The following is a 26892-nucleotide window of genomic DNA, read 5'->3' as shown; positions in this document are numbered from 1 at the left end:
GGACGGAAGGGCCGCTCGACTACCGCGCCGCGTACTCCTCGTCGGTGAACAGCCGGGAGCGGATCAGGAATCGGACACCCTCGGGCGCCTCGACCGAGAACCCGCTGCCGCGGCCCTTCACCACGTCCACGGTGAGGTGCGTGTGCCTCCAGTACTCGTACTGCGACGCCGACATGTGGAACCCGATCGGCTTCTCCAGACCGGGGACGGTCAGGTCGCCCAGGTGGACGTCCTGGCCCCCCAGCCTGAAGTCGCCCTCGGGATAGCACATGGGTGCGCTGCCGTCGCAGCACCCGCCGGACTGGTGGAACATGAGCGGCCCGTGGATCGCCGTGAGCCTGGCCAGGAGCTCCGCCGCCGCGGGCGTGAGTGCCACCCGTTCGACACCGGTGGCCGGCTCCATCAGAAGAAGCCCTGGGCGTTCTGCGAGTAGCTGACCAGCAGGTTCTTGGTCTGCTGGTAGTGGTCGAGCATCATCTTGTGGTTCTCGCGCCCGATGCCGGACTGCTTGTAGCCGCCGAATGCCGCGTGCGCCGGGTAGGCGTGGTAGTTGTTCACCCACACACGACCCGCCTGGATGTCGCGGCCCGCACGGTAGGCGGTGTTGCCGTCGCGCGACCAGACCGCCGCCCCCAGGCCGTACAGGGTGTCGTTGGCGATCGTGATCGCCTCGTCGTAGTCGCTGAACCGCGCGACGGACACCACGGGCCCGAAGATCTCCTCCTGGAAGATCCGCATCGCGTTGTGACCCTCGAACACCGTCGGCTGGATGTAGTAGCCGCCCGACAGCTCGCCGCCCAGGTCGGCCCTGTCGCCGCCGGTGAGGACCTTCGCGCCCTCCTGTCGACCGATGTCGATGTAGCTCAGGATCTTCTCGAACTGGTCGTTCGAGGCCTGGGCGCCGATCATCGTGTCGGTGTCCAGCGGGTGCCCCTGCTTGATCTGCTCGGTGCGCTTGACCGCCTGCTGGAGGAACTCCTCGTAGATCCCGCCCTGGATCAGCGCGCGGGACGGGCAGGTGCAGACCTCGCCCTGGTTGAGCGCGAACATCGCGAAGCCCTCGAGCGCCTTGTCGTAGAAGGCGTCGTTCTGGGCGGCGACGTCGTCGAAGAAGACGTTGGGGCTCTTGCCGCCGAGCTCCAGCGTCACCGGGATGAGGTTCTCGCTGGCGTACTGCGAGATCAGCCGTCCGGTCGTGGTCTCACCGGTGAAGGCGATCTTGCGGATGCGGTTGCTCGAGGCCAGTGGCTTGCCCGCCTCGACGCCGAAGCCGTTGACGATGTTCAGCACGCCGGGCGGGAGCAGGTCCTGGACCAGCTCGTTGAGCACGTGGATCGAGGCCGGCGTCTGCTCGGCGGGCTTGAGGACGACCGCGTTGCCCGCCGCGAGGGCGGGTGCCAGCTTCCAGATCGCCATCAGGATCGGGAAGTTCCACGGGATGATCTGGCCGACCACGCCCAGCGGCTCGTGGAAGTGGTAGGCGACCGTGTCCTCGTCGATCTGCGAGATGCCGCCCTCCTGGGCGCGCAGCGCGCCCGCGAAGTAGCGGAGGTGGTCGATCGCGAGCGGGATGTCGGCGGCCAGGGTCTCGCGGCACGCCTTGCCGTTCTCCCACGACTCGGCGATGGCGATCAGCTCGAGGTTCGACTCGACCCGGTCCGCGATCTTGTTGAGGATGGCGGCCCGCTCGGCGACGGAGGTCTTCCCCCACGCAGGCGCCGCGGCGTGTGCCGCGTCCAGAGCCTTCTCGACGTCCTCGGACGTGCCGCGTGCGACCTCGGTGAACGTCTGCCCCGTGATCGGGGTCGGGTTCTCGAAATACTGGCCCTTCGCAGGTGCCACGTACTCGCCGCCGATGAAATGGTCGTAGCGGGGCTTGAAGCTGACGACGCTGTCCGGCTGCCCGGGGTTGGCGTACTTGGCCATGTCCTCACCTTTCACAACAGTGGGTCCAGCTCGTGACGCCGGACAGTAGGAAGTCGAGGGTTGCACCAGCGTTGCACGCAGATGCGGACCCCTACTTTCGGACAGTCCGAACAGGCGGATCTGAAGCAGGGTTGCCTGCCCTTGGTGTGGGAGCGGCTGGGCGCTCTGCTCGCCCCGGAGATCCCCGCCGACCGGTGAGGGGTGGAGGGTGATCTCGCCGACATCCGTATCACCGGCAGACCCCTGATGATCTGAGTCGAAGTGGCCCTCGTCTCGAGGGGGGTACGGGACGAGGGCCATCTCAGCGGCGGGGCGAGCGCGGGTGCTCGTCGACGTGGTCGGGGGCCAGCAGGGCGATCCCCGTGACGTTCGCCCACAGCAAGAGCGCCATGACCGCCGTGAGTGGCCGTAGGTGTCGCCGAAGTCGGCGCCCACCACCACGTAGAGCGCCAGTGCGCCCGAACCCGCGAGCCAGGCCAGGACCGTCACCGCGGCGCCCACGGCGAGCCGAGGTCGTGGCGCGCACACCGGCGCGTGATCCTGGCTGCGCCGCGGCGCGACGAGCTGGTCGCTGGTCCCCGGCGAACGCCGGACGGTGTGCCAGGCGTCGTCCGCGGAGAGCTGCGCGCCGGACATCAGCTCGGTCTCGGGGACGGCCCGGACCGAGCTCATGGCCCCCACGGTCACGATCAGCCGACGCGGGAGCCGCTCCCGCCCCGGCGGTCGTCGTCGAACCCACGGGCGGTGGGGTGGGGCTCGCGGGCGGTCCGGGAAAGCGGACGGCCCGCCTTCCCTGGTGGGGAAGGCGGGCCGTTCCTCGTCGGCTAGCCGATCAGGCGGACTCCTCCGAGGCGGTGCCGCCACCGGCGGCGATGTCCACCGGCGGGGCGTCCGGAACCTCGGCGAGGGGGCGGGGCTCACCGCGGAAGGTGAACGTCGCCTTGTCGTCGTGGGCCGGCGAGCCCTCGGGAGCGTCCTCGTCGATGCCCTCGACGTCGACGATCACGATCTGGCCGGGCTCGATCTCGCCGAACAGGATCTTCTCGGACAGCTGGTCCTCGATCTCCCGCTGGATGGTCCGGCGCAGCGGCCGGGCACCCAGGACCGGGTCGAACCCGCGGCGGGCCAGCAGGCCCTTGGCGGCGTCCGTGAGCTCGATGGCCATGTCCTTGTTGGCGAGCGCAGCCTCGACCCGACGGATCATCAGGTCGACCATCTGGATGATCTGCGGCTGCGTGAGCTGGTGGAAGACGATGATGTCGTCGATCCGGTTCAGGAACTCCGGGCGGAAGTGCTTCTTCAGCTCGTCGTTGACCTTGGTCTTCATGCGCTCGTAGTTCGACTGCTCGTCGTTGCTCTGCGCGAAGCCGAGCCCGACGGCCTTCGAGATGTCCTGGGTGCCCAGGTTCGAGGTGAAGATCAGGACCGTGTTCTTGAAGTCCACGGTGCGTCCCTGGCCGTCTGTGAGGCGGCCGTCCTCGAGGACCTGCAGGAGCGTGTTGTAGATCTCCTGGTGGGCCTTCTCGATCTCGTCGAACAGCACGACCGAGAACGGCTTGCGGCGCACCTTCTCGGTGAGCTGGCCGCCCTCCTCGTAGCCCACGTACCCGGGAGGGGCACCGAAGAGCCGCGAGGCGGTGTAGCGGTCGTGGAACTCGCCCATGTCGATCTGGATGAGCGCGTCGTCCTCGCCGAAGAGGAAGTTCGCCAGCGCCTTGGAGAGCTCGGTCTTACCGACACCGGACGGGCCGGCGAAGATGAACGAGCCCGAGGGGCGCTTCGGGTCCTTCAGGCCGGCACGGGTCCGGCGGATCGCCTGGGCGACGGACTTGACCGCCTCCTCCTGGCCGATGATCCGCTTGTGGAGCTCGTCCTCCATCTTGAGCAGCCGAGTCGTCTCCTCCTCGGTCAGCTTGAAGACGGGGATGCCGGTCCAGTTCGCCAGGACCTCGGCGATCTGCTCGTCGTCCACCTCGGCGACGACGTCCAGGTCACCGGACTTCCACTGCTTCTCCCGCTCGCCCTTCTGGCCGAGCAGCTGCTTCTCGGAGTCCCGCAGGTGCGCGGCGCGCTCGAAGTCCTGCGCGTCGATCGCGGACTCCTTGTCCCGGCGCACGTTCGCGATCTTCTCGTCGAACTCGCGCAGGTCCGGCGGGGCCGTCATCCGCTTGATGCGCATCCGGGCGCCTGCCTCGTCGATCAGGTCGATCGCCTTGTCCGGGAGGAAGCGGTCCGAGATGTAGCGGTCCGCCAGAGTGGCCGCGGCGACGAGCGCCGGGTCGGTGATCGTGACCCGGTGGTGCGCCTCGTAGCGGTCCCGGAGGCCCTTGAGGATCTCGATGGTGTGCGTGACGCTCGGCTCGCCCACCTGGATCGGCTGGAAACGACGCTCCAGCGCGGGGTCCTTCTCGACGTACTTGCGGTACTCGTCCAGCGTGGTGGCGCCGATGGTCTGCAGCTCACCACGAGCCAGCATGGGCTTGAGGATGGACGCCGCATCGATCGCGCCCTCGGCGGCACCCGCACCCACCAGGGTGTGGATCTCGTCGATGAACAGGATGATGTCCCCGCGGGTGCGGATCTCCTTGAGCACCTTCTTGAGGCGCTCCTCGAAGTCACCGCGGTAGCGGGAGCCCGCGACCAGGGAGCCGAGGTCCAGCGTGTAGAGCTGCTTGTCCTTCAGCGTCTCCGGGACCTCGCCCTTGACGATGTCCTGGGCGAGCCCCTCGACGACGGCGGTCTTGCCCACGCCGGGCTCGCCGATGAGGACGGGGTTGTTCTTGGTCCTCCGCGAGAGGACCTGCATGACCCGCTCGATCTCCTTCGCCCGGCCGATGACCGGGTCCAGCTTGCCCTCGCGGGCCTGCTGGGTGAGGTTGCGACCGAACTGGTCCAGCACGAGGGAGGACGAGGGGGTGCCCTCACCGCGGCCGGAACTGGCCTCGGCGGGCTCCTTGCCCTGGTAGCCGCTCAGCAGCTGCAGCACCTGCTGGCGGACGCGGTTGAGGTCGGCGCCCAGCTTGACGAGCACCTGAGCCGCGACACCCTCGCCCTCGCGGATCAGGCCGAGCAGGATGTGCTCGGTGCCGATGTAGTTGTGGCCGAGCTGCAGCGCCTCGCGCAGCGAGAGCTCGAGGACCTTCTTCGCCCGCGGCGTGAAGGGGATGTGACCGGACGGGGCCTGCTGGCCCTGACCGATGATCTCCTCGACCTGCTGCCGGACGCCCTCCAGGGCGATCCCGAGCGACTCGAGCGCCTTCGCGGCGACACCCTCACCCTCGTGGATCAGGCCAAGGAGGATGTGCTCGGTGCCGATGTAGTTGTGGTTGAGCATCCTGGCCTCTTCCTGGGCCAGAACGACAACACGCCTTGCTCGGTCGGTGAACCTCTCGAACATTTGCACTCCTTGCCTGCTGCGCCCACACATGCGGCGCGTCCAGCATCCCAGTGACACTGCGCCGCGGGCGCCCCTTACCACTGTATCGGTCCCCAGCGGCACGGCGCCTCCGCCGCGGTGTCACGTAACGCGCACGGTACGCACTCACCCCGACAGAACGATGTGAGCTGCGCGTCTCTTCCCGGACCCCGGGAGTTCAGCCCTGCGCGAACGGGTGCACGGTCAGCGACCTGCGCCGATCTTCTCCCGCTCGGCCTCCTGCTGCTTGTACACGCGGAAGCCCTCCTCGTCCCGGCCGCGGCGCCAGTACCCGGAGACCGACAGGTCCTCCCGGGGCACGGCGCGCTCGTTCAGCAGGTGCCTGCGCAGCTCCTTGACCTCCGCGGCCTCCCCGTGGACGAAGGCGTGCACCCGACCCGCGGGGAACTCCACCCCGCGGACGGCCTCGAGCAGCTGCCCCTCGCCGGTCCGGTGCAGCCACTGCAGCCGCAGGTCACCGGGGGTGTCGAGGGGCTGCTCGTCCGCCGCGGACTCCACCTGCACGATCGCGTGCACCGGGACGCCCGCGGGGATTCGCGCCAGCGCCGCGGCGATCGCCGGGATCGCGGCCTCGTCCCCGACGAGCAGGTGCCAGTCCGCCGCCGGGTCCGGTGCGTACGCGCCGCCGGGACCCATCAGCCGCAGGGTGTCCCCGGGCCGGGCCGACGCCGCCCAGGGTCCCGCCAGCCCGCTGTCGCCGTGGTGGACGAAGTCGATCGTCAGCTCCGCCTTCGCGGGGTCGAAGGCGCGGACCGTGTAGGTGCGCACCCGCGGCTGCGCCTCTCGCGGCAGCTGCTCGCGGACGACCTCGAGGTCGAACGGCTCCGGGTACTCGACACCGGGGACCGGAAACAGAATCTTCACGTACCGGTCGGTGAACTCGGTGTCCGGGAACGACGAGAGCTCCGGACCGGTGGCGACCACGCGCACCATGTGCGGCGTGATGCGCTCGGTGCGGGCGACCGTCAGCGTGGTGACGCGGCGCGCCATGGGCTACCTCCGGGGAAGCGGATCCGACGTCCCACGCTACGCCGCAGGGGTGGAGAGGCAACCCTAAGTCGGAGGGCCACGCGAACACGAAGGGCCGATCGGGTGCACCCCGATCGGCCCCGTGCGACAGGAGTGGGCTCAGTTCTCCTGGTGGTAGGCCTCCAGCACCTCGGCCGGAATGCGGCCGCGGTCGGAGACCTTCATCCCGCGCTTGCGGGCCCAGTCCCGGATCGCCTGGTTCTGCTCGCGATCGATGGACGGCCGCCTGCTCGCCGACCCCGCGGGCGCACTCGCACGCCGCCTTCCGGCCGCCTTCCGGGCCGCGCCGACATAGGACGCGAGCGCGTCCCTCAGCTTGTCGGCGTTGCCCTTCGACAGGTCGATCTCGTAGTTCTTTCCGTCGAGCCCGAACTCGACGGTCTCGTCGGCCTTCTTGCCGTCCAGGTCGTCGATCAGCTTGATCTCACGGATCTGCGCCACCGCCGCAGCCTCCAACACATCGAGAAAACAGGACTTTTCCTACGGCAGCGCCGTCGGCGGAAACAGTACTGCTATTCGTCGCGTGTTGTCGAGCGCGCGAACCCTACGCCTCGTGCCGCACCAGCGGGAACAGGATCGTCTCCCGGATACCGGTTCCGGTGAGCGTCATCAGGAGCCGGTCCACGCCCATTCCCATGCCGCCGGTAGGTGGCATTCCGTACTCCATCGCGCGCAGAAAGTCCTCGTCGAGCTGCATGGCCTCGGGATCGCCCTTCGCGGCGAGCAGGGACTGCGCGTACAGCCGCTGCCGCTGCTCCACCGGGTCCACCAGCTCGGAGTACGCCGTGGCCAGCTCGTGGCCGAAGACGATGAGGTCCCACGCCTCGGCCAGCCGCGGGTCGTCTCGGTGCTGCCGGGTGAGCGGCCGGACCTCGACCGGATAGTCGCGCACGAAGGTCGGTTCCCGCAGGGTGTGCTCGACGAGCTTCTCGAACAGCTCCAGCACGATCTCGCCTGCGCTCCAGGAATCCTTCAGGGCGACCTCGTGGGTGGCCGCGATCTTCCTCAGCTCCTCCGCCGAGGTGTCCGGCGTCACCGATTCTCCGACCGCTTCGGCCACCGAATCGTGCAGGGTGACCGAACGCCACTCACCCCCGAGATCGTGTTCCGACCCGTCGGAGTGACGCACGATGGTCGAGCCGAACACGGCGCGTACACATTCCTGGATCAACTCGCGCGTGAGAATGGCCATGTCGTCGTAGGTGGCATACGCCTGGTAGGCCTCCAACATCGCGAACTCCGGCGAATGGGTCGAGTCGATGCCCTCGTTCCGGAACACCCGGTTCAGCTCGAAGACCCGCTCGATCCCGCCCACCACGGCGCGCTTGAGGAACAGCTCGGGGGCGATTCGCAGGTAGAGATCGGCGTCCAGGGCGTTCGTGTGCGTGACGAAGGGCCGCGCGGTGGCGCCGCCGTGCAGCAGCTGCAGGATCGGCGTCTCGACCTCGAGGTAGCCGCACTCCTCGAACTGGCGGCGCAGCGTGCGGAGCACCGTCGAGCGGGTGCGGACCATGTCCCTGGCCTCGGGACGCAGGATCAGGTCGACGTACCGCTGCCGGACGCGGGTCTCCTCGCTGAGGTCGTCGTGGGCGTTGGGCAGCGGGCGGATGGCCTTGGCGACCATCTGCCACGAGTCCGCCATGACCGACAGCTCGCCGCGCTTGGACGCGACGACCTCGCCGGTGACCAGCACGTGGTCGCCCCGGTCCACCTGCGCCTTCCAGCGCGCCAGCTCCTCCTCGCCGACCTTCGCCAGGCTGAGCATGGCCTGCAGCTCGGTCCCGTCCCCCTCGGTGAGCTTGGCGAAGCAGAGCTTGCCGGTGTTGCGCAGGAACAGCACCCGGCCGACGACGGTCACCGTGTCGCCGGTCTCCGCGCCGGACTCGAGGTCCGGGTACGCCTCGCGGACGGCCTTGAGGGTGTGCGTGCGGGGGACCTCGACGGGATAGGGGTCCTGCCCGGCCTCCAGCATGTCCGCGCGCTTCTTGGAGCGGACCTGCATCTGCTCGGGCAGGTCGTCAACGGGAAGGCGCGGCTCGTCGGTCACGCCGAGAAAGGCTAGACGGCCGCGTTCCGCGCTTTCCCCCCGGTGTCGAGATGAACGACACGGGTTAGCGTCGGCGGGTGCCCCCACGCCGTCTCGTCTTCGGCTCCGCCGCGGACGACTACGCCCGCCACCGCCCCGACTACCCGGCCGCGCCGGTCGAGTGGGCGCTCGAACACACGCCCGGGCCCCGGGTGCTCGACCTCGCCGCCGGGACCGGCAAGCTGACGGCGAGGCTGCTCGAGCGAGACGTCGTGGCCGTCGATCCCGATCCGGGGATGCTGGCTCGGCTGCGGGCCGACCTCCCTCAGGTCGAGGCCCTGGAGGGCAGCGCGGAGGACATCCCGCTGCCCACCGCGTCGGTCGACGCCGTGCTGGTGGGCCAGGCGATCCACTGGTTCGACCCGGAGCGCGCCTGGCCGGAGATCGCCCGCGTCCTGCGGCCGGGCGGGGTGTTCGCCGGCCTCTGGAACTGCGACGACGGCGCCGTCGACTGGGTGACGGGGTACGCCTCGGCCCTGGCCCACGGGATGGCGAACCCGCGCGGCGGCGACGGGGCGGAGCTCGACCTCCCCGAGCCGTTCGGCCCGACCGAGCGCGCGACGTTCCGCAACGACCGCCTGACGACGACGGACGACCTCGTCGCCTCGGTGCGCACCCAGTCGTGGGCGCTGGCGAGCAGCGAGGAGGACCGCGAGGCCGCGCTCGCCCGGATGCGCGACTACCTGGCAACCCGCCCGGAGACCGCCTCCGGGTCGTTCGTGCTGCCCGGCTTCACGCTGGTGCTCCGCACGTTGCGCTCGTAGGTCAGCCGCAGACCCTCCAGGGTCAGCTCGGGCACGTACTCGGTGATGGTGTCCGAGACGCCCTCCATCAGCGGCGCGAGCCCGCCGGTGCCGACCACGGTCACCGGGCCCGCCGCGGGGCCGAGCTCGACGAGGATCCGTCGGACCAGCCCGTCGACCTGGCCCGCGAAGCCGAAGAGCGCTCCGGACTGCAGCGCCTCCACGGTGTTCTTGCCGATGACCGACCGCGGCAGGACCAGCTCGACGACGCGCAGCGCCGCCGCGCGCTCGGCCAGCGCGTCCATCGAGATGTCGATGCCCGGCGCGAGCGAGCCACCGAGGAACTCCCCCTTGGCGGAGACGACGTCGATGTTCGTCGAGGTCCCGAAGTCCGCCACGACGCAGGCCGTGCCGAAGCGCTGGTGCGCGGCCAGCACGTTGACCACGCGGTCCGTACCGACCTCGCGGGGGTTGTCCACGAGCAGCGGCACGCCCGTCCGCACCCCCGGACCGACGATCACCGACGGGACCTCGCTGCGGTCGAACAACCGGCGCAGCTCGCGCAGCAACGTCGGCACGGTCGACAACGCCGCCACCCCGGTGATCCGCTTCGCGTACTCCCGCAGCAGGCCGCGGAAGGCGACCTCCAGCTCGTCCGCGGTGATCTGCGGGTCCGTGCGCATCCGCCAGTCCCGGACCAGCGTCTCGCCGTCGTAGACACCCAGGGCGATCTGGGTGTTGCCGACGTCGACGCAGAGGATCATCGCGAGCCGGACACCAGGCCCGATCCCTCCGGCGCGTGGGCGGGGTCCGAGCCCAGCTCGACGATCCGGTTGTCCCCGTCGACGAAGACGACCTTCGGGGAGTAGGTGAGCAGCTCGGCGTCGTCCAGCATCCCGTAGGCGATGAGGATGACGAGGTCACCCGGGTGCACGAGGTGCGCGGCGGCGCCGTTGATCCCGATCACCCCGCTGCCCCGCTCGCCGGGGATCACGTAGGTCTCGAGCCGGGCGCCGTTGGTGATGTCGACGATCGCGACCTTCTCGCCCTCGAGCAGGCCCGAGGCGTCCATCAGGTCGCGGTCGACGGTCACCGAGCCGACGTAGTGCAGGTCGGCCTGGGTGACCGTGGCGCGGTGGATCTTGGAGGTCATCATGGTGCGCAGCACGGGGACTCCTCTACAGCTGGACGGGGACGTTGTCGATGAGGCGGGTGGTGCCGACCCGTGCGGCGACGAGCAGCCGGGCGCGGGCGCCCGGGACCGGGGCGCCGAGGGTCTCGGCGTCCCGCAGCTCGAGGTACTCGACCGGGAGCCCGGCCAGCACCTCGCGGGCCCGCTCCAGGACGGCGTCCGCGCCGTACGCGGAGACCGCGGCGCCCGCGCGCAGGGCCCGGGAGAGCAGCAGGGCGCGTTCCCGGTCCTCGGCGGACAGGTAGACGTTGCGGGACGAGCGGGCCAGCCCGTCCGGCTCGCGGACCGTCGGCACGCCGACGACCGACACCCCGAAGTCCAGGTCCAGGACCATCCGCTTGATCAGCGCGAGCTGCTGGTAGTCCTTCTCGCCGAAGAGCGCGACGTCCGGCCCGACGATGTGGAACAGCTTCGCGACGACGGTCAGCACCCCGTCGAAGTGCCCCGGACGCGAGGCCCCCTCCAGGTCGGCACCGAGCCCTCCCGCGACGATCCGGGTCTGCGAGCCCGGCGGGTACATGTGCTCGACCTGCGGGGTGAGGACGAGCTCGACGCCCTCCTCGCGGCAGGCCTCCAGGTCCGCCTCCAGTGGCCGGGGGTAGCGGGTGAGGTCCTCGTTCGGCCCGAACTGGAGCGGGTTGACGAAGATGCTCACCACCGGGACGACGGCGCCGGGCACCTTGCGCGCGTGCCGGATCAGCTCGCGGTGCCCGTCGTGCAGCGCACCCATGGTGGGCACCAGGACGATCTTGCGGCCTGCGCCGCGCAGGGCACGGGTGACCGCGGTGAGCGCCGCGGGATCGCTGTGCACGGTCAGCGCGCCGCGCGCGTAGCCGTTCCTGGTCTTCACCGGTGTTCCTCCAGCGTGGCGCGGACCTCGGCAGCCGCATGGTCGGGCAGCAGTCCGCCCGCGACCGCGCGGTGCGCGGTCCGGCGGGCCAGGACGCGGTAGATGTCGGCGAGCTCCGGGTCCACCCGGTCCAGCTCGCGCAGGTGGGTGCGGAGGGTCCCGACGTCCCCGCGCGCGACCGGGCCGGTCAGCGCGCGGTCGCCGTGGCGCAGGGCGTTGTCCAGGGCGGCGGACAGCAGCGGGCCGATCACCCGCTCGGCGGAGGTGGAGCTCGCGGAACCGACCATGGACTCGTCCGTGCTGCCGGTCGAGGTCGCGACGAGGACCTCCCGCTGGAGCAGCTCGGCGCAGTCCCGCACGAGCGTGACCAGGTGGTTCGCCCCGTGCGCGAGCGCGGCGTGGTAGAGCGGGCGCGCCTGCTCGGGCACCCGGACGGGCTCGGCGGACAGCTCCAGGACCAGCGCCTCGCCGACGCTCCAGGCCACCTCGTCGTCCTCCCGGGCAGTCACCGCGATGCACGCGCCGGTGAGCCGCTGGACGTCCTCGGAGCGGCCGGTGAAGGTCAGCACCGGGTGCAGCGCGAGCGGCAGGACCCCGTGCTCGACGGCGGGTTCGAGCACCGAGATCCCGTGCGCCCCGGCGGTGTGGACCAGGATCTGCCCGGGCCGGAAGGCACCGGCGGCGGCGAGGCCGCGGACCATGCCGGGCAGGACGTCGTCCGGGACGGCCAGCAGGACCAGGTCGGCGTGTAGCGCGACCTCGTCCGGGGGGAGGACCGGGACACCGGGCAGCAGGGTCTCGGCGCGGTGCAGCGACGCCTTGGAGACGGCCGCGGTGGCGACGACGCGGTGGCCGATCGCGGACAACGCCGCGCCGAGGACGGCACCCACGCGGCCGGCGGAGACCACTCCGACGGCCAGCCGGGCGGGCCGGGCAGCACTCATCACGCGCTCCTGAAGTCGTTCCAGTCCACCAGGGGTACCGGACGATCTGTCGGCTACTCATCGACGACGGTTGCGAGGGTAGGCCCGAGCACTCTGATCGCGGAGCACAGGTGACCCGCTTCACCGAGACGCGGCGGTCACATCCCGGTCACCCGCACGTGACCGTCTGCGGGTCAGCGTGGCGGGCCGCCCCAGCCCGGGGGCGGGCCCTGTCGGGGCTCGGGGAGGCCGGGGGCACCGTAGGTCGGGCCGCCCTGCTGCGGCGGGGGGCCGTAGCCCGGCGGCGGGTACTGCCGGCCCGGGTACTGCTGCGGCGGGTACGCGGGGGGTGCGTAGCCTGGCGGCGGGGCCTGCGGCAGCGGCGCGGAGATCGTGTGGGGGGCGGGCGGGGCCCAGCCCGGCGGGTGGTCGCCGCCCCAGGCCGCGGTGAGGGCGTCCGGCATGCCCAGGGCGCGGGCGCGGGCCTTGGCCAGGTCCCGCAACCGCCCGGACAGCAGCTCCTCGGCGCTGTCCCGGACGGCGCCGCGCGCGATCCGGGAGCGCAGGAACGCCAGCTCGGTGACCGCACCCTGGTAGTCCGCGACCGCGCGGGCGGCGTGCGGGCCGGACCGGCGCCGGACCTCGCGGCGCCAGCCCTTGCGCTGGGCCAGGCTGCCCAGCAGCGGGACCTCGCTCCACGCGATCCAGCCCGCCTGGGCGAAGGACGGCAGCTGCTCGGCCACCGTCCGCGCCTCCCGGCGCCGCTGCCACACCACCACGACGATCACCGCGACGAACAGCGGCAGCATGATCAGCACGTAGACCTGGAAGAAGCCGGTGCCGCCGAGGATCGAGGCGGCGCCGTTCCACAGCGAGTGCAGCAGCACCGCGACCAGGTAGCCCGCCAGGACCGCCAGCACCCGCACGGCGACGCTGCGCTTGGCCGCGGCGATTCCCGCCCCGATCCCGATCATCGAGGTGAACAGCGGGTGGGCGAAGGGCGAGAGCACGCCGCGCAGCAGCAGCACGGCGAGCACCCCGCCGCTCTGGCCGACCATCGTGTCCTCGGCGAACGCGCGGCCGATGTAGAGGATGTTCTCGGTGAAGGCGAACCCCGCGGCCACGATCCCGGCGTAGACCACGCCGTCCACGATCCCGTCGAACTCGCGGCGCCTCCAGACCAGCAGCCCGACCAGGAACAGGCCCTTCACGCCCTCCTCCACGAACGGGGCGATCACCACCGACCCCAGCACGTCCCCCGAGCCGCGGCCCAGCAGGGAGTCCGCCGCCAGCGAGGCACTGGAGTTGATCAGCAGCGCCGACAGCGCGGCGAAGCAGGCGCCCCAGAGGAAGGCGACCAGCAGCATCCGCGGCGGCTCGGGCTCCCAGCGGTCCAGCCACAGGAAGGCGGCGACGACCGGACCGACGGGCAGCAGCGCACACAGCGCCCCCACCAGCACCCCGCCGAACCCGACGGAGTTGCCGACCATGCCGAGCACGACCAGCCCGCAGATCCCCAGCGCCACCAACCCGACGACCGGGAGCAGCACGCCCCGCCGCCGGGCGGCGTGGGTGTGCCGGGTCTGCTCGGGTGGCGCTCCGGTGGGGACGGGGTAGGCCATACCCCGGGAGCCTACGGATGCCCGTCGGACTCCGCGATCACCGGACGGCGTCGGGGTCCTCGGGATCGTCCGGTGCGCGGCAACAGTGCTCCAGCCACAGCGCCCCGGCCACCAGCACCAGCGCGCACACCAGCCCGACGACCGCGGCCACCGTGTCCGAGGCCGCCGCGGTGACCGATCCCGCGCGCGGGGCGACGTAGAGCAGCAGGCCGGCCCACAGCCCCGCGACCAACGCCCCGCCCAGCGCCGAGGCCTTCGCCACCAGCACGGCACGGGCCGCGACCAGGGGCTCCACCGGCTTGCTGCCCGGCCGCCGGTCGACCCGGCCCTTGAGCACCCACCCGGCCGCCGCCTCTGCCAGGCCCAGCACCCCGAGCGTGGCGCCCGCGGGCGCGGGGAAGCTCGGCAGCGTGCCGTAGGTGAGCAGGACCAGCAGGTTGCCGACGACGCCTGCGACCACGAACGCCAGCAGCAGGTCGCGGGGACGGGTCGTGGTCACCGCAACCTCAGCTCCGTCCGGCGCAGCCCCGCGACCTCGGCCTGCGGGAGCGCGGCCAGCAGGTCCGCCACCCTGCCGTGTCCGGGGAGCACCGCGTCGGGGTCGAGGTCCAGCCACGGGACGAGCACGGTCGCCCGCTCCGGGGTGCCGGGATGGGGCAGCAGCAGCTCCGGGTCGTCGCTGGTCACGGGGCCGTCGGCGGAGTCGACGGTGACGACGTCCACGTCCAGGGTCCGCGGCCCCCACCGCACCTCGCGCACACGCTCGGCCGCCTTCTCCAGCTCCTGGGCGCGGCGCAGCCAGCCCCAGTGGTCGGTGTCCGGGTCCTCGACGAGGAGCAGGGCGTTGAGGAAGTCCGGCTGCTCGACCCCGCCCCACGCCGGGGTCTCGTAGACCGGCGAGGCCGCGACCAGCACGTCCCGGAACCCGGCGACCGCGAGCCGCAGATACCCGGCCCGGTCTCCGAGATTGGACCCGAGGGACAGCAGCGCACGCGTCATCAGCGCACCCCCCGAACCGCACGAACGGCACTCTTGTGCGCTAGGTCCGCACAAGAGTGCCGTTCGTGCGGTCGGTGGTGTCTCATGCCGGGACGATCCGCCCGCGGCCCGCCCCTCGGGAGCGCCGTGCCACCACCGCGACGTCCGCGAAGTCCAGCGGGATCGGTGCGTGCGGCTTGTGCAGGGTGACCTCGACGGCGTGCACGCGGTCGTCCTTCATCACCTCGTCGGCGATCTCGGCGGAGACCGTCTCGATCAGGTCCCGTGGGGGCCCGGCGATGATTCCCGCGGCCAGCTCGGCCAGCTCGCCGTAGTGCACCGTCTTGGTGAGGTCGTCCGTGGCGGCGGCCTCGACGAGGTCGATCCACAGCGTGATGTCGACGACGAAGTCCTGCCCGTCCCGTTTCTCGTGCGCGAACACCCCGTGGTGCCCGCGCACCCGGAGACCCGTCAGCTCGATGCGATCGGTCACTGGTCCCCCGACTCCGTCCGGGCCCGGGACGCGCCGAGCCGGTAGGCCGTGGACACCGCGATGGCGTCCATCGTGGGCTCGACGGCGTGCACCCGCACACCCCACGCCCCCGCCTCCGCGGCGAGCGCGCTGATCGCGGCCGTGGCGCCGTCCCGGCCCGCGGGAGGGCGGACCCGGCCCTCGGCGTCCGCCAGGAGCTGCCCGAGGAACCGCTTGCGCGAGGCCCCGACCAGCACCGGGAAGCCCAGCGCGAGCAGCACGTCCAGCCTGCGCAGCAGGGCCCAGTTGTGCGCGGCGGTCTTGGCGAAGCCCAGCCCGGGATCGAGGATCAGCCGGTCCGGGTCGACGCCTGCCATCACAGCGGCGTCCACCCGCGCGACCAGCTCGTGGCGCACCTCGCCGACGACGTCCTCGTAGGACGCCAGCTCGTGCATCCGGTCGCTGTGCCCGCGCCAGTGCATGAGGATCCAGGGCACCCGCAAGCCCGCGACGGCGACCGCCATGTGCGGATCCGCCAGCCCCCCGGACACGTCGTTGACCACGCTCGCGCCGGCCTCGACCGCGGCCTCGGCCACGGACGCGCGGGTGGTGTCCACGCTGACCCGCACGCCCTCGGCGACCAGGTCGCGGACCACCGGGACGACGCGCGCCCGCTCGCTCTCCGCGTCCACCCGCACGGCACCGGGCCGGGTGGACTCCCCGCCGACGTCCACGAGATCCGCGCCGGCATCGCGCATGGCGACCCCGTGCGCGACGGCGTGCTCACGGTCGAGGTACCGGCCGCCGTCGGAGAACGAGTCCGGCGTGACGTTGAGGATCCCGAGCACGACGCACCGGCCCGGATGGGGGACCGGGACGGCCATCAGGTGCCCCGGATCAGCGACAACGCCTCCGCGCGCGACGACGGGGAGGTCTGGAACAGCCCCCGGACGGCGGAGGTGGTCGTGCGCGACCCCGGCTTGCGGATGCCGCGCATGGCCATGCAGAGGTGCTCGGCGTCGATCACCACGATGACGCCGCGCGGGTTGAGCTTGCGCACCAGCGCGTCCGCGACCTGACCGGTCAGCCGCTCCTGCACCTGCGGGCGCTTGGAGTACAGGTCGACCACCCGGGCGATCTTCGACAGCCCGGTGACCTTGCCCTCCACCGACGGGATGTACCCCACGTGCGCCACCCCGTGGAAGGGCACGAGGTGGTGCTCGCAGGTGGAGTACAGCGGCACGTCCTTGACCAGGACGAGCTCGCCGTGTCCCTCGTCGAAGGTCTTCTCCAGCACCGCGGACGGGTCCGTGTAGAGCCCGGCGAACAGCTCCTCGTAGGCCCGCGCCACCCGGGCCGGGGTGTCCCGCAGCCCCTCGCGGTCCGGGTCCTCCCCGACCGCCAGCAGCAGCTCGCGGACGGCCGCCTCGGCGCGCGCGTGATCCACTCCGGTGGGCGCCGCGCGGCCGTTCACGGCAGCGCCCTCGGTGGTTCCGGTGCTCAGTGCGAACTCCCTGACTCGGGGCCCTGCGGCTCCTCGGGCGCCGGACGCGGCGCGGGAGGCTCCTGCCCGAGGGCCCGGGTGGGCTGCTCGGACGACGGGCCCTGCTGCGCCTGCTGGGGCCGGGCCCAGTTCGGCGGCGGCCAGGTCTGCCCGGCCGGCGTGGTGGCGGGCCGCCAGTCCGCGGGCGCCCCGTAGTTGGGCGCCACCGCGTTCGGCGGCTGCGGGCCCTGGTAGCCGCCGTTCGACGGCTGCGGCGCGGCATGGGCGCCCGGCTGCGGCTGGGCGTGGCCGTTGCCGTTCGGGGCGTGGCCGTTGCCGTTGCGCTCCGTGGGGAAGCCACCGGGGTAGCCGCCGTTCGGACCGGGGCCGGGCAGTGGGCCGGGCAGTGGGCCGGGGCCACCGTTCGGGCCGGGGGCGGGGACCTCCCCGCCGCCACCACCCGGGTACGAGCCGACCGGTGCGGGCTCGCGCTCCACCTCGGGCGGCCAGACCTCGCCGCGCTCGCGCGCCAGCTCCGCCTTGGTCTTGATCGGCGGCTTGTCCGAGGGCGTGCGCTCCCCGAAGTCGTTGAACGCGGTGATCCGCGGCCGCTTCTCCACCGAGCCGAAGATCCGCTCCAGGTCCCTGCGGGTGAGCGTCTCCTTCTCCAGCAGCTCCACCACCAGGTCGTCCAGCACGTCCCGGTAGGTGTTGAGGATCTCCCACGCCTCGGTGTGGGCGGCCTCGATGAGCTTGCGGACCTCCTCGTCGATCTCGTGGGCGACCTCGAGCGAGTAGTCGGCCTGGTTGCCCATCGAGCGGCCGAGGAAGGGGTCGCCCTGCTCGCGGCCGTACCGCACGGCGCCGAGCTTGGCGCTCATGCCGTACTCGGTGACCATCGCGCGGGCGATCTTCGTGGCCTGGTCGATGTCGCTGGACGCGCCCGTCGTCGGCTCGTGGAACACGAGCTCCTCGGCCGAGCGGCCGCCCATCGCGAACACGAGGCGCCCGATCATCTCCGAGCGCGTCATCAGGCCCTTGTCGTCCTCGGGGACGACGAGCGCGTGCCCACCGGTACGCCCGCGCGGCAGGATCGTGAGCTTGTACACCGGCTCGAGGTCCGGCATCGCCCACGCGGCCAGCGCGTGCCCGCCCTCGTGGTAGGCGGTGATCTTCTTCTCCTGCTCGGAGATGATCTTGCCCTTGCGCCGGGGCCCGCCGACCACGCGGTCGACCGACTCCTCGAGCGCGGCGCCGTTGATCAGCGTCCCGTTCTCGCGGGCGGTGAGCAGCGCGGCCTCGTTGATCACGTTGGCCAGGTCGGCGCCGGACATCCCCACGGTGCGCTTGGCCAGCCCGTCGAAGTCGACGTCGTTCGCGAAGGGCTTGCCCTTGGAGTGCACGGACAGGATCGCCTTGCGGCCCGCCAGGTCCGGGGCGCCGACGGGGATCTGCCGGTCGAAGCGGCCCGGGCGCAGCAGTGCCGGGTCCAGGATGTCCGGCCGGTTGGTCGCGGCGATGAGGATGATCCCGCCGCGCGCGTCGAACCCGTCCATCTCGACGAGGAGCTGGTTCAGCGTCTGCTCGCGCTCGTCGTGCCCGCCGCCGAGGCCCGCGCCGCGCTGGCGGCCGACGGCGTCGATCTCGTCCACGAAGATGATGCAGGGGCTGTTCTGCTTGGCCTGCTCGAACAGGTCCCGCACGCGCGAGGCGCCGACACCGACGAACATCTCGACGAAGTCCGAACCGGAGATCGTGTAGAACGGCACGCCCGCCTCGCCCGCGACGGCCCGCGCCAGCAGGGTCTTGCCGGTTCCGGGCGGGCCGTAGAGCAGCACGCCCTTGGGGATCTTCGCGCCCAGGGCCTGGTAGCGGCCCGGGTTCTGCAGGAAGTCCTTGATCTCGTACAGCTCCTCGACCGCCTCGTCGGCGCCCGCGACGTCTCCGAAGGTGGTCTTCGGCATGTCCTTGTTGAGCTGCTTGGCCTTCGACTTGCCGAAGGACATGACCCGGTTCCCGCCGCCCTGGGCGTTGTTCATCATCCAGAACAGGACGAGGAGCACCAGGCCGAGCGGGATCAGGTAGATGAGCATGGTCGTCAGGAACGAGTCCTGGCGCACCACGGTGTTGAAGTTCGCGACCCCGGAGTCCTGCAGCTTGGTGAAGACACCGTTGGCGGACGCGGCGGGGTACTGGGTGATGATCTTCGTGCTGCCGTCGACCGGGTTGGTCAGGTCGAGGCGGAGCCGCTGCTCCTTGTCCTCGATCGTGGCCTGTGCCACGTTCCCCGAGTCGATCTGCTGGATGCCGACCGACGTCGGGACCTGGGTGTAGCCACGGGTGTCGTCGAAGAGCACGGAGAACCCGAAGTAGACCAGGACCACGACGAGGATCCAGATCAGTGGGTTACGGAGCAGGCGCTTGCGGTCCATGCAGCTTCGGCCTGGTGGCCTTCACCTTCCCGAGATGAGCTTCGCCGGTACCGCGCGGGCGGCGACGCGCCGACCGGCCTGATCCGCCAGGATAGCCGCCGGAGGCCGGTCACGCGCCAACCGCCTCACGGGGCCGGTGGCGGGGTGTTCCGTCCGGCTCAACGCGCGGCCCGGGCACCGGAGTTCCCGGCTGCGCTCACGATCCGGTCTCGGCCCCGCACCGAACCGGTGACCCGGCTCGCCCCGAACCTCGCGGGGATGGTGGGGTATCCCCGCACCCCCGGGAGTCGTTGGCCCGATGAGGGTGTCAGCGGTGGGCGAGCGGGTGCGGGGGTGGGGTGCGGATGCGCATCCGGTGGAGCGGCGTCCGGTCGAGGCGGAGCGTGCTGCCCGCGGCGACGGTCGCGGCGCTCGCCGCGGTGATCGTGGTCCTGCCCTCCACCGCGAACGCCCGACCGGCGGCCGCGGTGGCCCCGGCGCCCGCGGCTGCGCCCGCTCCCGCGTGGGCCCCCCGCGAGACGGCGGGCGTGCACCCGGGGGTCACCACCGTGACGCAGGGCGGCGGCTCCTGCACCAGCAACTTCGTCTTCCGCGGCGGGGACGGCACGCTCTTCCTCGGCCAGGCCGCGCATTGCGCGGGCACCGGCCAGGTGACCGAGACGGACGGCTGCACGTCGTCGACCATGCCGCTGGGCACGCCGGTCACCGTGCGCGGCGAGCGGGGCTTCACCACGACCGGGCGCATGGTCTACAGCTCGTGGATCACCATGCAGCAGCGGGCCGAGGCCGATCGGGTGGCCTGCGGCTACAACGACTTCGCGCTCGTCCAGCTGCCTGCGGACGCCGCCCCCGTCACCAACCCGACCGTCCCCTTCTTCGGCGGACCCACGGGGGTCAACACGACCGGGCTCCCGGAGGGGGCGCAGACCTTCACCTACGGCAACTCGCCCACCCGGGGCGGGGCGGCGGCGCTCAGCCCGAAGGCGGGCATCAGCGCGGGCGACATGGCGAGCGGCTGGTCGCACCAGGTCTACACGGTCTCGCCGGGGGTCCCCGGGGACTCCGGCAGCGCCTTCCTGGACGCCTCGGGGCGCGCCCTCGGACTGCTGTCCACGCTGAACCTCGCCCCGCTGCCGGTCAGCAACGGCGTCACCGACCTGGCCAAAGCCCTCGCCTACGCCAACCTGCACGGTGGGCTGGGCCCGATCGGGCTGGTCGACGGCACCGCGCCCTTCACCCCGACCCCGCCGGGGATCCCGCTGCAGGACGTCGCCCCGCCCGCGGGCCCGCCGGTGGGCGCAGGCTCCTGACGACCGCTCAGGCGTAGACCTTCGGGTCCAGGGTGCCGATGTAGGGCAGGTCCCGGTAGCGCTCGCCGTAGTCCAGGCCGTACCCGACCACGAACTCGTTCGGGATGTCGAAGCCCACGTAGGCGACCGGCACGTCCACCTTGATCGCGTCCGGCTTGCGCAGCAGGGTGACCACCTCGAGCGAGGCGGGCCCCCGCGACTCCAGGTTCTTGAGCAGCCAGGACAGCGTGAGGCCCGAGTCGATGATGTCCTCGACGATGAGCACGTGCCGCCCCGCGATGTCGCGGTCGAGGTCCTTGAGGATCCGCACCACGCCGCTCGACGAGGTCGACGACCCGTACGAGCTGACCGCCATGAACTCCAGCTGCACGGGCAACGGCAGGGCCCGGGCGAAGTCCGTCATGAACATCACGGCACCCTTGAGCACCCCGACGAGGAGCAGGTCCCCGCCGTCGGTGCAGCGGTCGGCGTAGTCCTTGCCGATCCGCTCGGCGAGCTCGGTGGTCTTCTCCCCGATCTGTTCCTCGGTGACCAGCACGGATGCGATGTCGCCGTCGTACACGGGGTTCGGCCCTTCCCTAGATGGCGCCTTGCACCGTCAGCCTGCCATCTCGCCGGACCACGTCCAACCCGCCCGGCAGGCGGGGCCCGCCCTGCCCGCGCCACTCGGCGACGAGTGCGTCCGCCGCGCGCAGGTGGGCGTCGGTCGGGGCGGGGGCGCCCGCAGCGGCGAGCCAGTCCCGCAGCACGCGCCTGCGGACCGCGGCGGGGACCGCGGCGAGCACCGACGCCCGCAGCGCGGACCCCTCCGCCGCCTCGGCCCGCACCCGGTCCGCCCAGGCGGTGAGAGCCTCGTCGTCCTCCCGGAGCTGTGCGGCGGTGCGCGCGAGGGCCCCCGCGACGCCGCCGCCCAGGGCCGCCTCGAGCAGCGGCAGGACCTCGTGGCGGAGCCGGACGCGGGTGAACCGGGGATCGGCGTTGTGCGGGTCCTCCCAGGGCACGAGGTCCGCGCAGGCGGCCCGGGTGTCCGCGCGCCGGACGCCGAGCAGCGGGCGCAGCCAGGGCGCCGTCCACTCGCGCATGCCGGCGATCGACCGGGCGCCCGATCCCCGCCCGAGGCCGAGCAGCACGGTCTCCGCCTGGTCGTCCAGGGTGTGGCCGAGCAGCACCGGCGAGTCCGCGGACGGCCGGGCGGCGGCCAGCGCGGCGTAGCGGGCCTGCCGCGCGGCGGCCTCCGGCCCCCCGTCCGCCCCGACGACGACGGTCCGCACCTCGGCCGCGATCCCGCGGCCCCGCAGGGTGGCGGCCAGCTCCGCGGACCGCTCCGCCGACCCCTCCTGCAACCCGTGGTCGACGATCACGGCGCAGGCTTCCGGGCGCAGGGCGCGCGTGGCGAGCAGCAGGGCCAGCGAGTCCGCCCCACCGGAGCACGCCACCACCGGCGGCGCGGCCCGCACCGCCGCGGGCAGCCGCGAGAGCGCCGCCCGGACGGCGCCCTCGACCCTCAGGCGACCCGGGTCAGCCACTGCTCGGGGTGGGCGAGCTCCGTGCGGGTGGGCAGGGAGTCCGGGGACTGCCAGACCGCGTTGAAGTCCGCCATCCCCACCTCCCGCACCACGTGGTCGGTGAAGGCCGCGCCCACGGCGTACTGCTTGACCTTCGCCTCCACCCCCAGCAGCGCGCGCAGCACCCGGTCCACCAGGCCGCCGCCGCGGCGGCGTGCGGTGAAGCGCCTTCGGATCGTGGCCACGCTCGGCACCACCTCGGGACCGGCGGCGTCCATCACGTGGTCCGCGTGCCCCTCCAGCAGGGTGGTCAGCGCGAGCAGCCGGTCCAGCACCGCCTTCTGTTCGGGCCCCTGCAGCAGCTCCACCAGCGCCAGCGAGTCACCCTTGGACTCCCTGAGCGCCTTGAGCGCCTCGGGCAGCCGCTCGATCATCGCGCCGCCGTTCGCGGTGCTGATCGACAGGAACTCCGACACCTCGGCGGCGAAGTGGTCCCGCAGCCAGGGCACCGCGGTGAACTGCAGCCGGTGCGTGGCCTCGTGCAGGCAGACCCACAGCCCGAAGTCCTCGGCGGGCACGTCGAGCGCCTGCTGGGCCGCGTAGACGTTCGGCGCGACCAGCAGCAGCCTGCCCTCGGAGTCCGACCCCCCGAAGGGGTCGTACTGGCCCAGCACGCGGGAGCCGACGAAGGCCAGCACCCCGCCGAGCTGAAGCCCCGAGGTGGTCGCGGTGACCGCGCGGGCCGCCCTGGCCGTCCTCGGCAGCCGCGCGCCCGCGGTCAGCTCGGCCATCCCGTCGATCGCGGCGGCGGCCCAGGTCGGCCGGTCCACGACGTCCGCGGGCAGCAGCGGTAGTCCCCCGCCCAGCCCGGTCACGGCACGCACGTGCCCCTCGGCGACGGCGGCGTCCGCGCGCAGCCGTTCGACGAGCTCGGTGGCCACCCCGGCCGAGACCGGGGGCCCCGCGGGCACCAGCCGCGCGGCCGTCCGCCGGGCCAGGGCCCAGTTGACGGGCAGGCCGGGCAGGGTGTCGGTCTCCGCGAGGACAGTCACCCCCGCGAGGCTACCCACCGACTACCGGCAGCCGCAGCGGCTCAGGGTCGCGGCGATGGTGTCCAGTCGCGGGCGGACGGTGGCCGGGGACTGCCCGTTGGACATCAGGGCGAAGACGAGCAGCCTGCCGTCGACGTCCGTGACCACCCCGGCGAGGCTGCTCACCCCGGTCAGCGTGCCGGTCTTGGCCCGGACCACCCCGCGGCCCGCTGCGGCCGCGCCGGTGCCGAAGCGGTCGTCCAGCGTGCCGTCCCCGCCCGCCACCGGGAGCCCGGTGACGATCGGCCGCAGGAACTCCGGCCCCTGGTCCGGCCCCGACGGCGCCGCCGCGGACTGCAGCACCGAGGCGAGCAGCGTGGCGGGCACGGCGTCCGCGGTGGAGAGCCCGGAGCCGTCCACCATCCGGGCGCCGGAGACGTCGAACCCGGACTGAGCGAGGGCGGCGAGCACCGCCTCGGCCGACCCGGTGAACGACGGATCGGCCTGTCGGTTCAGCGCGACCGTGCGCGCGAGGCTCTCGGCGAGGACGTTGTCCGAGGTGGTCATGAGGTGCTCGACGAGGATGGACACCGGCGCCGACACGACCCGGCCGAGCTCCTTGGCGTTCGGCGGGGCGGTGCCCTCGGTCACCCGGGCGGCGCCCAGCTTGTCCGCGAACGCCTGCCCCGCCGCCCGCGCCGGGTCGGCGACCCGCGGAGTGTCCTGCACGCCGGTGTCGCGGCGGCCGCCGTCGAGCATGAGCGGGGTCATGGGCGCGACGAACCCGCCCGCGACGTCCGCCGAATCCCAGCCCTCGGCGAGCTCCGGGCCGGTCCACGCGCTGGTGTCCACCACGACCGAGGTGATCGCCTGGCCCGGCAGCGCCTGCTTCACCTCGGCGACCAGCTCGTCCAGCCGGGCGGGATCGGGGTAGGTGCCGGTCCGGCCCTCGGGCAGCGCGGTGAGCGTGGGGTCCCCGCCGCCGACGAGGACGACCTGCCCGGGCTCGGCGCCCGCGACCGCGCGGGTGGCCAGCCGGTCCGTGGGATCGAGGGTCAGCAGCGTCGCCGCGGCGGTCAGCAGCTTGCCCGTGCTGCCCGGAACGAGAGGTCGCGCCGGTGATTGCTGCCACAGTGGAGCGGCACCGCGCGGCGCCGCGGGGTCCACGACGATGCCGGAGAACTCGCCGAGGGCGGTCGATCCGGCCAGCGGGTCCAGCACCGAACCGAGTCCCGCGGAGCTCGGTGTGGGCGCCGCGGCGGGCAGCGCGACGAGGTCCGGAGCAGGCACGTCGAGCGTCTTCTCGGGCACGGCCGCAGCGCGCAAACCCAAGTCCGACAACACATTCGGGGCCTGCAGGGCGACGGCACCGCCCCCGGCGGCGGCCAGGGCGAGCACCACCAGCACGACGAGGACGACGCGACCCGGGCGCGTGGGCAACCGCAGGGTGTCGCCGATCCGGCGGCCGAGTCCCACGCCACCCACCGCCCTCTCCCGATCGCGCACGGACCAACCGGCCGGTCACGACCGGCCGGACGCGGTCCCCCACACTAGAGGTAGGCGCCGGGCCCGAGGGCACGGCCTGTGCATGCACCATCGCTGACCGCAAGGCACCGACCAGAGGAGCACCCGTGGACTTCGACGTTCTCATCGAGATCCCCAAGGGCGGCCGCAACAAGTACGAGGTGGACCACAAGACGGGCAGGCTCCGTCTGGACCGCACTCTGTTCACCGCGACCCAGTACCCCGCGGACTACGGCTTCATCGAGGACACCCTCGGCGAGGACGGCGATCCGCTCGACGCGCTGGTGCTCATCCAGGAGCCCACCTTCCCCGGCTGCCTCGTGCGCTCCCGCGCGATCGGGATGTTCCGGATGAAGGACGAGAAGGGCGGGGACGACAAGGTCCTCTGCGTCCCGGCGGACGACCCGCGCCAGGAGCACCTGCGCGACATCCACCACCTGCCCGAGTTCGACCGGGCGGAGATCCAGCACTTCTTCGAGATCTACAAGACCCTCGAGCCGGGCAAGAGCGTCGAGGGCGCCTCCTGGGTCGGCCGCGCGGACGCCGAGCGCGAGATCATGAACTCCCGCAAGCGCGAGCAGGACCGCCTGGCCGCCGAGGCCGAGGCGGAGGAGTCCCAGCACTGACGTGCTCGTGCGCGGTGGGTGGGTGCTCCGGCACCCTCCCCGCGCACGGTGTCAGGCGGTCCAGGCCTCCTCCATCGCGGTGGTGAAGCGGCCCAGCAGCCGGGTCAGCGCGTCCCGGTCCTCGGTCGGCCAGTCGGCGAGCAGGGCGACCAGCCGCTCGTTGCGCAGCCTGCGGTTCTCCGCGAACACGCGGCGGCCCTCGTCCGTCGCGGCGATCAGCGAGGCGCGGCCGTCCCCCGGGTCCGGGGTGCGGGCCACGAACCCGAGCCTGCCGAGCTGCGCGATCTGCCTGCTGACGGTCGAGGGATCGGAGTGCACGGCCTCGGCCAGTGCGCCCGGCCTGCGCGGCCCGTCCTTCACGAGGTGGACGAGCAGCAGGTAGGCCGCCCGCTCCACGGCGTCGGGGTTCTCGGCCAGCTGCTGGGCCTGCATCCGGTCGAACAGCCGGATCAGGCGGGCGAGCTGGGTCCCCAGCTCGTCCGCCTGGTCCGTCGTGTAGTCGTTCACACTCGTTCGAAGAGTGCGGCGAGTCCCTGGCCGCCGCCGATACACATCGTCTCGAGGCCGTAGCGGGCGTCCCGGCGGACCATCTCCCGCGCGAGGGTGGCCAGGATCCGGCCGCCGGTGGCGCCGACCGGGTGCCCCAGCGAGATCCCCGAGCCGTTGACGTTCGTCCGCTCGAAGTCCGACGGGGTGAAGCCCCACTCCCGCGTGCAGGCCAGCACCTGGGAGGCGAAGGCCTCGTTCAGCTCGATCAGGTCGACGTCCTTGAGTGCCACCTCGGCCTGGTCCAACGCGCTCGCGACGGCCGGGACCGGGCCGATGCCCATCGTCTTCGGGGCGACCCCGCCCAACCCCCAGGACACCAGCTTGACCAGGGGCCGCAGCCCCAGCTCGGCGGCCTTCTCCGGGGTGGTCACGACCGCGATCGCGGCGCCGTCGTTCTGGCCCGAGGCGTTGCCCGCGGTCACCGTGGCCTCCGGGTCCTGCCCGCCCATGATCGGGCGCAGCGCCGCCAGGGTCTCCACGGACGAGTCGGGCCGGATGTGCTCGTCGGCGTCCACGACGGTGTCGCCCTTGCGGCCCTTCACCGTGACCGGGACGATCTCGTCCGCGAACCGGCCCTCGGCCTGCGCCGCCGCCGCCCGCTGGTGGGAGCGGACCGCGTACTCGTCCTGCTCCTCGCGCGGGATCTTGTACTCCGCCCGGAGGTTCTCGGCGGTCTCGATCATGCCGCCGGGGACCGGGAAGTTCTTCCCGCCCGCGGTGACCCGCCCGCGCGCCAGCGCGTCGTTGAGCAGCACACCCGGGCCGCCCTTGACCCCCCAGCGCATGGCGGTGGAGTAGAAGGGCGCGTTCGACATCGACTCCGCGCCGCCGGCGAGGACGACGTCCGAGGCACCGGTCCGGACCTGCATCGCCGCGTAGAGCACGGCCTGCAGGCCCGATCCGCAACGACGGTCGATCTGGATGCCGCCCGCGGTGACCGGCAACCCGGCGTCCAGCGCGGCGACCCGGCCGATCGCGGGGGCCTCCATGGTGGGGTAGCAGTTGCCGAGCACCACGTCGTTCACCGACTCCGGGGCCAGGCCGGTCCGCTCGAGCAGCGCCTTGATCACCGTCGCCGCCAGCTCGTGGGCCTGGACCGCCTTCAGCGAACCGCCGAAGCCGCCCACCGGCGTCCGCAGCGGCTCGCAGATCACCGCGTCGCGCATGTCTGTCCC

At 72.5% G+C, this 26892-nt stretch carries 26 protein-coding genes; 3 read left to right on the top strand and 23 right to left on the bottom strand.

Annotation, left to right across the window (positions count from 1 at the left end; translation table 11 throughout):
- Positions 1–19 precede the first annotated feature (19 nt).
- From ABD993_RS00795 to lysS, 6 genes are all read right to left on the bottom strand, one after another.
- Positions 20–403: a DUF779 domain-containing protein gene (locus ABD993_RS00795; protein ID WP_345411660.1), complete on the bottom strand. Its 384-nt coding sequence runs from the start codon at positions 401–403 to the stop codon at positions 20–22.
- Positions 403–1926: an aldehyde dehydrogenase gene (gene adh, locus ABD993_RS00790; RefSeq protein WP_345411658.1), complete on the bottom strand. Its 1524-nt coding sequence runs from the start codon at positions 1924–1926 to the stop codon at positions 403–405. The genes ABD993_RS00795 and adh overlap by 1 nt, the downstream gene beginning before the upstream one ends.
- Before the next feature lie 832 nt (positions 1927–2758).
- On the bottom strand, positions 2759–5323 hold the full coding sequence (locus tag ABD993_RS00785) for an ATP-dependent Clp protease ATP-binding subunit (protein ID WP_345411656.1): 2565 nt from the start codon (positions 5321–5323) through the stop codon (positions 2759–2761).
- 222 nt (positions 5324–5545) lie between these two features.
- Positions 5546–6352: a siderophore-interacting protein gene (locus tag ABD993_RS00780; RefSeq protein WP_345411654.1), complete on the bottom strand. Its 807-nt coding sequence runs from the start codon at positions 6350–6352 to the stop codon at positions 5546–5548.
- Positions 6353–6490: 138 nt separating this feature from the next.
- Positions 6491–6832: a histone-like nucleoid-structuring protein Lsr2 gene (locus ABD993_RS00775; RefSeq protein ID WP_345411652.1), complete on the bottom strand. Its 342-nt coding sequence runs from the start codon at positions 6830–6832 to the stop codon at positions 6491–6493.
- 103 nt (positions 6833–6935) lie between these two features.
- Positions 6936–8393: a lysine--tRNA ligase gene (gene lysS / locus ABD993_RS00770; RefSeq protein WP_345411760.1), complete on the bottom strand. Its 1458-nt coding sequence runs from the start codon at positions 8391–8393 to the stop codon at positions 6936–6938.
- Positions 8394–8515: 122 nt separating this feature from the next.
- On the opposite strand from lysS, the gene ABD993_RS00765 reads away from it, so the two are divergent.
- Entirely contained in the window at positions 8516–9241 is a 726-nt protein-coding gene (locus tag ABD993_RS00765) for a class I SAM-dependent methyltransferase (RefSeq protein ID WP_345411650.1), read from the top strand.
- On the opposite strand, the gene ABD993_RS00760 is transcribed toward ABD993_RS00765, so the two are convergent.
- The 11 genes from ABD993_RS00760 to ftsH all read right to left on the bottom strand — a co-directional run bounded on the left by ABD993_RS00760 (position 9157) and on the right by ftsH (position 19172).
- Entirely contained in the window at positions 9157–9984 is an 828-nt protein-coding gene (locus ABD993_RS00760) for a type III pantothenate kinase (protein ID WP_345411648.1), read from the bottom strand. The two genes, ABD993_RS00765 and ABD993_RS00760, sit on opposite strands and share 85 nt — an antisense overlap.
- On the bottom strand, positions 9981–10388 hold the full coding sequence (panD, locus tag ABD993_RS00755) for an aspartate 1-decarboxylase (RefSeq protein WP_345411646.1): 408 nt from the start codon (positions 10386–10388) through the stop codon (positions 9981–9983). Before panD ends, ABD993_RS00760 begins: the two co-directional genes overlap by 4 nt.
- 10 nt (positions 10389–10398) lie before the next feature.
- Positions 10399–11262, bottom strand: a complete 864-nt coding sequence (gene panC / locus ABD993_RS00750) for a pantoate--beta-alanine ligase (protein WP_345411644.1) — start codon at positions 11260–11262, stop codon at positions 10399–10401.
- Positions 11259–12206: a Rossmann-like and DUF2520 domain-containing protein gene (locus ABD993_RS00745; RefSeq protein ID WP_345411642.1), complete on the bottom strand. Its 948-nt coding sequence runs from the start codon at positions 12204–12206 to the stop codon at positions 11259–11261. The genes panC and ABD993_RS00745 overlap by 4 nt, the downstream gene beginning before the upstream one ends.
- 173 nt (positions 12207–12379) lie before the next feature.
- Positions 12380–13807 (bottom strand): PrsW family intramembrane metalloprotease, encoded by a 1428-nt coding sequence (locus ABD993_RS00740; RefSeq protein ID WP_345411640.1) that lies wholly within the window; start codon positions 13805–13807, stop codon positions 12380–12382.
- Positions 13808–13844: 37 nt separating this feature from the next.
- A complete protein-coding gene (locus ABD993_RS00735; RefSeq protein WP_345411638.1) occupies positions 13845–14306 on the bottom strand; it encodes a DUF3180 domain-containing protein in 462 nt (153 codons plus the stop codon).
- Complete coding sequence (gene folK, locus ABD993_RS00730) at positions 14303–14806, bottom strand: 2-amino-4-hydroxy-6-hydroxymethyldihydropteridine diphosphokinase (protein WP_345411637.1); 504 nt, start codon at positions 14804–14806, stop codon at positions 14303–14305. Before folK ends, ABD993_RS00735 begins: the two co-directional genes overlap by 4 nt.
- Before the next feature lie 82 nt (positions 14807–14888).
- Positions 14889–15278, bottom strand: a complete 390-nt coding sequence (gene folB, locus ABD993_RS00725; protein ID WP_345411635.1) for a dihydroneopterin aldolase — start codon at positions 15276–15278, stop codon at positions 14889–14891.
- The gene (gene folP, locus ABD993_RS00720) at positions 15275–16141 is read right to left on the bottom strand and encodes a dihydropteroate synthase (RefSeq protein ID WP_345411633.1); all 867 of its coding nucleotides are present in this window, start codon (positions 16139–16141) and stop codon (positions 15275–15277) included. The genes folB and folP overlap by 4 nt, the downstream gene beginning before the upstream one ends.
- Entirely contained in the window at positions 16141–16731 is a 591-nt protein-coding gene (gene folE, locus ABD993_RS00715; protein ID WP_345411631.1) for a GTP cyclohydrolase I FolE, read from the bottom strand. Before folE ends, folP begins: the two co-directional genes overlap by 1 nt.
- 26 nt (positions 16732–16757) lie before the next feature.
- The gene (gene ftsH / locus ABD993_RS00710) at positions 16758–19172 is read right to left on the bottom strand and encodes an ATP-dependent zinc metalloprotease FtsH (protein WP_345411629.1); all 2415 of its coding nucleotides are present in this window, start codon (positions 19170–19172) and stop codon (positions 16758–16760) included.
- A 344-nt stretch (positions 19173–19516) separates the two neighbouring features.
- Here ftsH and ABD993_RS00705 point away from each other — a divergent pair, with 344 nt between their 5' ends.
- Positions 19517–20482: a serine protease gene (locus ABD993_RS00705; RefSeq protein WP_345411627.1), complete on the top strand. Its 966-nt coding sequence runs from the start codon at positions 19517–19519 to the stop codon at positions 20480–20482.
- Between the two features lie 7 nt (positions 20483–20489).
- Here the strand turns inward: ABD993_RS00705 and hpt are convergent, their stop codons facing one another.
- Genes hpt through dacB form a run of 4 tightly spaced genes read right to left on the bottom strand, consistent with a single transcriptional unit; the run spans position 20490 to position 24503 of the window.
- Positions 20490–21044, bottom strand: coding sequence for a hypoxanthine phosphoribosyltransferase (hpt, locus tag ABD993_RS00700; RefSeq protein WP_345411626.1), 555 nt, complete (start codon positions 21042–21044; stop codon positions 20490–20492).
- Between the two features lie 16 nt (positions 21045–21060).
- On the bottom strand, positions 21061–22008 hold the full coding sequence (gene tilS, locus ABD993_RS00695) for a tRNA lysidine(34) synthetase TilS (RefSeq protein WP_425568874.1): 948 nt from the start codon (positions 22006–22008) through the stop codon (positions 21061–21063).
- A complete protein-coding gene (locus ABD993_RS00690) occupies positions 21987–23039 on the bottom strand; it encodes a zinc-dependent metalloprotease (RefSeq protein ID WP_345411624.1) in 1053 nt (350 codons plus the stop codon). The genes tilS and ABD993_RS00690 overlap by 22 nt, the downstream gene beginning before the upstream one ends.
- Positions 23040–23060: 21 nt before the next feature.
- A complete protein-coding gene (gene dacB / locus ABD993_RS00685; protein ID WP_345411622.1) occupies positions 23061–24503 on the bottom strand; it encodes a D-alanyl-D-alanine carboxypeptidase/D-alanyl-D-alanine endopeptidase in 1443 nt (480 codons plus the stop codon).
- A 146-nt stretch (positions 24504–24649) separates the two neighbouring features.
- Between dacB and ABD993_RS00680 the strand changes: the two genes are divergently transcribed.
- Positions 24650–25168, top strand: a complete 519-nt coding sequence (locus ABD993_RS00680; RefSeq protein ID WP_345411620.1) for an inorganic diphosphatase — start codon at positions 24650–24652, stop codon at positions 25166–25168.
- 51 nt (positions 25169–25219) lie between these two features.
- On the opposite strand, the gene ABD993_RS00675 is transcribed toward ABD993_RS00680, so the two are convergent.
- Both ABD993_RS00675 and ABD993_RS00670 read right to left on the bottom strand, forming a co-directional pair.
- Complete coding sequence (locus tag ABD993_RS00675) at positions 25220–25675, bottom strand: MarR family winged helix-turn-helix transcriptional regulator (protein ID WP_345411618.1); 456 nt, start codon at positions 25673–25675, stop codon at positions 25220–25222.
- Entirely contained in the window at positions 25672–26883 is a 1212-nt protein-coding gene (locus tag ABD993_RS00670; protein WP_345411616.1) for an acetyl-CoA C-acetyltransferase, read from the bottom strand. The genes ABD993_RS00675 and ABD993_RS00670 overlap by 4 nt, the downstream gene beginning before the upstream one ends.
- Positions 26884–26892 lie beyond the last annotated feature (9 nt).

It is taken from the genome of Pseudonocardia xishanensis, from assembly GCF_039541715.1.
Lineage (GTDB): Bacteria > Actinomycetota > Actinomycetes > Mycobacteriales > Pseudonocardiaceae > Pseudonocardia > Pseudonocardia xishanensis.
The sequence above is the reverse complement of the archived record's forward strand: the minus strand, read 5'-3'. Positions and strand labels throughout refer to the sequence as shown.